Origin of the sequence: Mesorhizobium sp. M7A.F.Ca.ET.027.03.2.1 (assembly GCF_003999175.1) — a bacterium.
In the GTDB taxonomy this organism is placed as follows: domain Bacteria; phylum Pseudomonadota; class Alphaproteobacteria; order Rhizobiales; family Rhizobiaceae; genus Mesorhizobium.
This window is the reverse complement of the sequence record NZ_RZOM01000334.1, coordinates 1-5,632: the sequence shown is the minus strand read 5'-3', so window position 1 is coordinate 5,632 and position 5,632 is coordinate 1. Positions and strand designations below refer to the sequence as shown.

Annotated in this window: 6 protein-coding genes and 1 pseudogene; 4 read left to right on the top strand and 3 right to left on the bottom strand. The window is 62.7% G+C overall.

The genetic code is table 11. The features are described 5' to 3' along the window. Window positions 1-1,127: amidase (locus EN750_RS16265; protein WP_127397013.1), on the bottom strand; the 1,127-nt coding region annotated here is incomplete at its 3' end. Window positions 1,128-1,248: 121 nt separating this feature from the next. Between EN750_RS16265 and EN750_RS16260 the strand changes: the two genes are divergently transcribed. Then, window positions 1,249-1,596: a GFA family protein gene (locus EN750_RS16260; RefSeq protein ID WP_027037790.1), complete on the top strand. Its 348-nt coding sequence runs from the start codon at window positions 1,249-1,251 to the stop codon at window positions 1,594-1,596. Between the two features lie 60 nt (window positions 1,597-1,656). Here EN750_RS16260 and EN750_RS16255 read toward each other — a convergent pair whose 3' ends face one another. Continuing rightward, complete coding sequence (locus EN750_RS16255; protein WP_127397012.1) at window positions 1,657-2,565, bottom strand: SDR family oxidoreductase; 909 nt, start codon at window positions 2,563-2,565, stop codon at window positions 1,657-1,659. 99 nt (window positions 2,566-2,664) lie between these two features. Between EN750_RS16255 and EN750_RS16250 the strand changes: the two genes are divergently transcribed. The 3 genes from EN750_RS16250 to EN750_RS16235 all read left to right on the top strand — a co-directional run bounded on the left by EN750_RS16250 (window position 2,665) and on the right by EN750_RS16235 (window position 5,344). Beyond that, window positions 2,665-3,243 (top strand): TetR/AcrR family transcriptional regulator, encoded by a 579-nt coding sequence (locus EN750_RS16250; RefSeq protein WP_245482721.1) that lies wholly within the window; start codon window positions 2,665-2,667, stop codon window positions 3,241-3,243. A 527-nt stretch (window positions 3,244-3,770) separates the two neighbouring features. After that, window positions 3,771-4,742 carry an AraC family transcriptional regulator gene (locus EN750_RS16240; protein ID WP_189526242.1) on the top strand — a complete coding sequence of 324 codons (972 nt, stop codon included), beginning with the start codon at window positions 3,771-3,773 and terminating at the stop codon, window positions 4,740-4,742. A 170-nt stretch (window positions 4,743-4,912) separates the two neighbouring features. Continuing rightward, window positions 4,913-5,344 carry a DUF4437 domain-containing protein gene (locus EN750_RS16235; RefSeq protein ID WP_127397009.1) on the top strand — a complete coding sequence of 144 codons (432 nt, stop codon included), beginning with the start codon at window positions 4,913-4,915 and terminating at the stop codon, window positions 5,342-5,344. Between the two features lie 116 nt (window positions 5,345-5,460). Here the strand turns inward: EN750_RS16235 and EN750_RS40780 are convergent. Continuing rightward, window positions 5,461-5,632, bottom strand: a pseudogene (locus tag EN750_RS40780) (ABC transporter ATP-binding protein); the annotation flags it as partial.

Genomic DNA, 5,632 nt, shown 5'->3' with positions numbered 1-5,632 from the left:
CCCTCGGTGCGGTCGCGCAGCTCGGCGTCGTCAGCCATCGAGACGATGGTCGGCGCCGTCACCGGCGTGGTCGGCAGAGCCAGCACATCGACCGATGCCAGCCGCTCGTCCATGGCGGCGGCAAGTGCTGCGCGACGACGCATTGCCCTGATGTAGACAGGCGTCGGCAGCATTGCCGCCCGCGACAAAGGTCCGCTGACATGCGGGTCGACCGGCACCGACGCTCCTGTCGCCAGCCAGTCGGCATGCACTTCGGCCCCTTCCATCGCAGCGATCGAGCCACGCTTGGTCGCCGCGCGCAAATCGGCAAGCAGATCGTCGATCGACAGGTCGGCGATCCGCGCGCCTGTCTGCTCGATCTTGCCAAGGCAGCGGTCGAACGCGGTCGCCACCTCGTCTTCCGTCTCTTCGAAAAGGACGCCGCGCGGAATGCCTATGTGAAGCCCTGCAAGGGCAATCGGCATCAGCGCGGTCGGCACCTCGCCGGCCATCACGGCGTCGGCGGCGGCACATTGGGCGACGGTTCGGGCAAGCGGCCCGATCGAGTCCAGCGTGGCGGACAGTGGGAACGCGCCGGCGAGCGGCACGCGTCGCGCTGTCGGCTTGAAGCCGACGACACCGTTGAGTGAAGCCGGTATGCGTATCGAACCGCCGGTATCGGAACCGATCGATATTTCGCTCGTCGCCTCGCCGATGGAAACGCCGGCGCCCGAGGAAGAACCGCCCGGAATGCGGCTGGCGTCCACGGCATTGCCAGGCGTGCCGAAATGTCTGTTGTCGCCGATCGCGGTGAAGGCGAATTCGGTCATGTTGGTCTTGCCGATGATGACCGCGCCGGCCTGCCGCAGCCGGCTGACGATTGCCGCGTCGCTTTGGGCGGGCGCCGCGGTCTTGCGCATCAGCGAACCGGCCGTGGTCGGCTCGCCGGCGACATCGAACAGGTCCTTGATCGAGACGATGGTGCCGTCGAGCGGCCCTAGCGTCACACTTGCCCGCTTGCGGGCATCGCTGGCATCAGCCGCGGCCCGTGCGGCTTCGGCATAGAGTTTCGTGAACACGTGCTCTTCGCCGGCACGGGCGGCGAGGCGCGCAAGAATGATTTCCAGATGATCACGAACGGATTGCATTTTCGGTGTCGGACTCCGGACGCCTTGAACGTCTTAAGGGGGGTGCGGCCAGTGCATGGCTTGCCCAGACTTAACCCGGCGCAGGCAGTTTTGCACCCTGTCGAATACGAGGAAAAACCCGATGCTCTACAAAGGAAGCTGCCACTGCGGCAAGGTGGCCTTCGAATTCAAGGCCGAACTGACCGGTGCCATCAGGTGCAATTGTTCGATCTGCACGCGCAAGAGCGCCCTGCTGTGTGCCATCCCGCATGAGACCTTGCGGGTCCTGGCCTGGGGCGACGATTTGGGCACTTACACATTCGGCAACCATGCCATCGCGCACCGGTTCTGCCGGGCTTGCGGCATCCATCCCTTTGCGGAGGATGTCCGCGAGGGCCGTGAACGCAGCGCCTATATCAACATTAACTGCGTGGCCGATCTCGATCCTTCGACGCTGTCGGTCTTCGATTTCGACGGGCGGTCCGCCTGACGCAATTCCAGGAAAACTGCGCAGCGGTTTTCCGTCCGGAATTGCGCAGGAACCAATTACCTATCGATAGCCCGTCGCATCGGCGGGCTTGCCGGCATCCTGAACCTCGGGAACATAACGCCAGGCGTCGGGCCGTGAGCCGTCGAGGTCGGTAAAGCCGTAGACCTGCGCCAGCCCGCCGCTGGACAGCGACTGTCCGTTCCAGCGCGAGCGGTCCGGATCCGCCGCCAAAGCCGCAACGGCGCGGCCGACGAAACGTGGCGTCTCGGAAATGACGAAATGCGGCACCTCAGTGGTGGCGTCGCGCCAATTGCCCTCGCTCACGCCAAAGGCTTCCAGCATCATCTCCGAACGCAGCCAGCCGGGCGTCAGCGACACGGACGTTGCGTCGTGTTTTGCGAGATCCTGGGCATGCGCCCATGCCATGCGCGTCACCGCGACCTTGGCGAGATCGTAGAATGGCGACAGCCGGTAGTGATCGGCATTGTATTCGGCCGTGCCGTCTGTGACCTCGACGAGCAGCCCGCCCGGACGTTCGATCAACAGCGGCAGCGCATGGTGCGCGGTGATCAGATGCGTGTCGATGCCGAGCCGCAGCATGCGCAGGCCGTTGTCCAGATTGTGGTCCCAGACCGGTTTGTCCCACTCGAACAGTTTCTCGCCACCCCAGATGTCATTCACCAGTATGTCGAGCCGGCCTTGTTCGGTGCGGATGCGCTCGACCAGTTTGCGCACATCGTCGGCCACCAGATGATCGACCTGAACGGCGATGCCCTTGCCTCCGTTCGCCGAGACCAGTTCCGCTGTTTCCTCGATGGTTTCGGGCCGGGCATATTCGGATTGCTGGGCGCGCGTGCTGCGCCCGGTGACATAGACGGTGGCGCCGGCTGCGCCGAGTTCGATCGCTATGCCCCGTCCGGCGCCGCGCGTCCCGCCGGCGACCAGAGCAACTTTCCCTTGCAGCGTCATTGAACTCTCCCAAAAACGGACTCATCGATCAGACAAGGCTGGCTTGTGCTGTTCGCGCCATATATATAAATGATCATTCGGTTATATCGGGATGTCAAGATGACACGGCCAAAAACCCAGTCCGACGAGCAGGTGCTGGAGACCGCGCACCGGCTAATCCACGAGCATGGTCCCGAAGCACTCACCTTCGAGCGTCTGGCAAAGGCCTGCGGTCTCTCCGGTGCAACGCTGGTGCAGCGCTTCAAGAACAAGGCGCAGTTGAAACAGCGCACTTTGCTGCACGCCTGGGACGGTCTCGACGAGAACACCAGAAAGCTGGCAGCCACCGTTCCCAGAACCCCCACCGGTGCGGTCGCGTTGCTGGTGGCGCTGTCGCAATTCTATGGCGGCATCGAATCCTATGCCGAAGGCCTGCTTGTCCTACGCGAGGATCTGCGCGATCCCGTGCTCAGGGCGCGGGGTGCGGCCTGGAAGGCGTTCCTGTGCGACACACTTGCAGCCTGTTTTGCCAAGACGCCCAACCCGCCACGCGACATCGGCCTGCTGATGGCCTCGCATTGGCAAGGCTCGTTGCTGTGGTGGAGCTTTGACCCGGCGATCGAAGTGGCCGCCTATGTCGAGGACAGCCTGAACCGCTTCGTCGCTGCCATCACAACGGCGCCGGCCCGAAAACCGTGATGGTTCTTGGCGTCTCGGATATGAATCCGATGCCGCCTTCAGCCGCGCCTTCAAGCGCGTCATCGGCTTGGCGCGCAGCCATCTCCGGGGCGAGGAACAGGCCGATATCCGCCAGGCCAGCTGACGCACAGGGTTTCGAACTCAGCTTGCCAAAGGCAGCAGCCAGTTCGGCGGTCCCGGCAGCTTTTGTGCCGGCTTTTCGTGATAGGAATTTTTTCTTGACTCGGTGACCTCAGCTATGCTACATTTCTGTCTATGGTGCTGATTTGCGCCAGTGACCCGCCGCACAGGCGGGTTTTTCGTTTGATGCTCCGTCCCTACGCCTGGCGAAAGCTCCGAAGGAACCTGTTGGCCCGAATTCGTTGCCCTGAGCCGACGCATGGAGGCCGTGACGGACTGGTAATTCCAGGCTAAAGCAATTCCAGGAAAAGTGTGAAGCGGTTTTTCCGTCCGGAATTGCGTCAAAACAAAGAGATAGAGCGGTTCAACGTTTCCGTTAAACGATGAACTGCTTCAGAAAAATCCGCATGGTTTTCACCTCGCCCAAGACTGCCTTGCCGGCCTCGGAGGGTCCGCTCACCGACATCTTGCGCGGATTGCGGCTTGATGGCGTCGACTATGGCCGCTGCGAACTTTCGGAGCCATGGGCGGTGTTGTTTCCTGCCCAGAAGGCAGCACGGTTTCACTTCATTGGCCGCCGCGGATGCTGGCTGTTCTCGCCAGCCGGAGAATGGATTGAGCTGACACCCGGCGATGCGTTGCTCTTGCCGCGCGGCGCCGAGCATGTCGTTGCCAGCGCGCCTGGCATTCCTGCCGTGCCGATCGAAAGCTACACTGTCGAGCCTTTGCAGGACAATGTCTTCAATGTCTCCAATGGCGGCCACGGCCCGAAAATCTTGCTGTTTTGCGGCAGCATGCACTTCAACCTGGACGGATCGCACCCCTTGCTGGGCATGATGCCGGACATGATGCGCGCCAAGGAATTGATGACTGGCGAGCCAGGTATTCCGCATCTGCTGCAAGCCATGGCCGGCGAGATCACCATGAACCGCGCCGGTTCCGGCGGCATGCTGGCGCGGCTGGCCGACGTACTGGCTGCAAGCATCATCCGTTCATGGGTGGAAAACAGCGGCGGCGACACCAGAGGCTGGATCGCGGCGATCAGGGATCGCGACATCGGCCGCGTACTTGCCGCCATTCATCTGCAGCCCGACAGGAACTGGACTGTCGAAGCGCTGGCGCGCGAAATGGGCGCCTCGCGATCGGCCTTCGCCGAACGCTTCACGGCCGTCGTTGGCGAAACACCGGCGAGATATGTCGCCCGGATACGCATGCACCAGGCGCGGCAATGGCTGATCGACGATCGGATGCGGGTTTCGGTGGTCGCCGCCAGACTGGGTTACGATTCCGAAGCGTCGTTCAGCCGGGCGTTCAAGCGCATCATAGGCATCGCGCCCAGCCACCTGCGCACCGTCGACGGCACCTCCGAAAACCGCTGAGACGATCCCGGATCCGCGGCCATGGATCGCAGGGTCTGGATGAATTGCCGGGTCTGGATGAATTGCCAAGCCTTCCGGACGCAATGCCATTGCCGGGCCACCCGCATGCAATAGCTTGCCATAACCAGGCAGCCAGCGGCCGGCGTCCAGTCGGTCCGAAGAGGAGAACCATGCCAAATCATCTGAAGGTCATCGCACTCGCCGTCATGCTTGCGGTTCCCGGGCGCGCCTTTGCCCTCGAGGACAGCTACCTGCCGGCCGACAAGATCCCCTATGTGGCGGAAGTACCCGACCAGCCGCATCGTCTTGGCCCATTGTGGGGCGAGCGGGCCAAGGGTCCGGCAGGCACGTTGCTGAAGGTTCCCGGCAACTGGCGTGCACCGGTCCATGCGCACACCGCGGATTATCGTGCGGTGGTTATAAAGGGGCTGTGGGCGCACTGGCAGATGGATGGCGGCGAGGCGACCAAGGTCGAACTGCCTCCTGGATCCTACTGGACCCAGAAAGCCAATGAGATGCATGACGACGCCTGCGTCTCCGACACGGAATGCGTGATCCTGCTGATCAACGACACGCCCTACGAAACCTACTTCCAGAAATAGGCTGGGATGCGGCCTCACGCATGTCGCCCAAAAGTGACCTCGGTTTTGGGAGAACGACATGCACAAAAACAAAGACCTAAAGCGCGTCGCATGAATCCGTTTCAGCGCGACGCGCTTTATGAGGCGTGTCGCAAGCTGACGCCGCTGCCCTTGTCGAACAGCACCACCTTGTCGGGGTTCCAGGCAAAGCGCACCGCCTGCTCGATGGCGACGTCGGTCCTGGCCGGCACGGTGGCACGCAGTGTCGCGTCGCCGACGCGCAGCGTCAGGATCTTTTCGACGCCGTGG

Bases quoted from the DNA above. Each gene is read 5' to 3' on its own strand.
- EN750_RS16260 (WP_027037790.1), top strand. From the start codon at position 1,249: ATGCTCTACAAAGGAAGCTGCCACTGCGGCAAGGTGGCCTTCGAATTC.
- EN750_RS16255 (WP_127397012.1), bottom strand. From the start codon at position 2,565: ATGACGCTGCAAGGGAAAGTTGCTCTGGTCGCCGGCGGGACGCGCGGC.
- EN750_RS16250 (WP_245482721.1), top strand. From the start codon at position 2,665: ATGACACGGCCAAAAACCCAGTCCGACGAGCAGGTGCTGGAGACCGCG.
- EN750_RS16240 (WP_189526242.1), top strand. From the start codon at position 3,771: ATGGTTTTCACCTCGCCCAAGACTGCCTTGCCGGCCTCGGAGGGTCCG.
- EN750_RS16235 (WP_127397009.1), top strand. From the start codon at position 4,913: ATGCCAAATCATCTGAAGGTCATCGCACTCGCCGTCATGCTTGCGGTT.